2 protein-coding genes and 1 pseudogene are annotated in these 1,321 nt (G+C 61.4%); all 3 read right to left on the reverse strand.

Annotated elements, in window-relative coordinates; genetic code table 11:
• Window positions 1-209 (reverse strand): annotated as a pseudogene (locus J0I64_RS08265) (YciI family protein); the annotation flags it as partial.
• Window positions 210-355: 146 nt separating this feature from the next.
• Complete coding sequence (locus tag J0I64_RS08270; RefSeq protein ID WP_291407114.1) at window positions 356-763, reverse strand: curlin; 408 nt, start codon at window positions 761-763, stop codon at window positions 356-358.
• 218 nt (window positions 764-981) lie between these two features.
• Window positions 982-1,321 (reverse strand): curli-like amyloid fiber formation chaperone CsgH (gene csgH, locus J0I64_RS08275; protein WP_291407115.1); only part of this gene is annotated, 340 nt, incomplete at its 5' end.

Below are 1,321 nucleotides of genomic sequence, written 5' to 3' on the forward strand. Positions count from 1 at the left end.
GCAAAGGGGCCATCGACGACCGAACGGCCGACGCCGTTGAACACGATGCGCTTTCCGTATTTGCTGGGTTTCAGCCCATCGCCGCCGAGCATGATTCCGGCATCGACCAGTTGCTCATTGTAGCGGCCCATTTCCTCGAGCAACTGCGACCCGGGCATGATTTCGGCTTCGCTATCGACCGTGGCTTTGACAAAAACAACGACACGCATGGCATTCTCCTCTGTTGGCGGCAATCGTTGCCGGCTCACAGTCACAACGATCCCAGTGCGACCGGTTCGACATTTTTGCCCGCGATGGCGGAAAAAAGAAACGGGGCCCTGCGGCCCCGTCGTCTGGCGTGGTGCTGTTGCTGGCTTCAGAAGCCGAACACCGTGGTGATGCCGCTCTGGCCGTTGCCGTTCTGCATGCACTGGGCATTGGTTGCCTGGCCGAACTGGAAGAGGCCGCAGGTATTGTTGTTGCCGTTCTGGCTGATGGTGCCGTTGTGGCCATTGCCGTCCTGGAAGATCAGGCCGGAATTGTTCGAGCCGTTCTGATTGAAGCCGGCGGAGTTGCCATTGCCATTCTGGTAGGCATTGGCGCCGTGGGCCGACATGCCCTGGACGACGGAGAACATCCGGAGGCCAAGGCCAAGCGCCTGGGCCTGGCTGGGGTCGGAGGGGGCGAAGCCGATCGAGATCTGGCCGCCTGCCATGGCGGGCGAAATGCCGATGAGAAGAGCGGTGACGGCGGCGGCGACGGTCTTGGTGAAGGTGATGGTCATTTGATGGTTCTCCAAAGCGTTTGTGCGTTCCCGGTGCTGGTGTTCCAGCTCATGAATCGAGATTAGCCATCGCCGACTGAACCCATCCGGAGCGGTGCATTCAGATTTCGTTCACTGTTTTCGCCGGCACAAAAAAAGCCCCGGTCGAAGCCGGGGCAGGTAGGCGGATCGGGGAAGGTCAGGCCGACCCGCCTCGCCGCAGGGCGCGACGAACCTGATCAGGTATGGGTAGCGTTCTGCGAGCAGTCGTAGGTCTTGCCATTGGCGGTGACGGTGAAATCCACGTTCACGTGAGCATTGGCGTTGACCATGACCTGGCCGAGCGCGACTTCGGCATTGGGCTCGGCCGAAAACTGGCCGCCCTGGTTGATATTGGTGGAGCCGCCACCGCCGGAACTCTTGAGCGCGAAGTGATATTCGCCGTTAAGGGCGGTCGGGCTCATCAGTTTGCCCTGCACGGCGAGCATGCCGCCCTGGGTTTGGGTGGTGACGCCGCAGGCAAAATCGCCGCCGGCTGCGTTGGCATTGGCGGCAAAACCGATGGCGGTAAGGGCAGCG

Origin of the sequence: Devosia sp. (assembly GCF_017307565.1) — a bacterium.
In the GTDB taxonomy this organism is placed as follows: Bacteria; Pseudomonadota; Alphaproteobacteria; order Rhizobiales; family Devosiaceae; genus Devosia.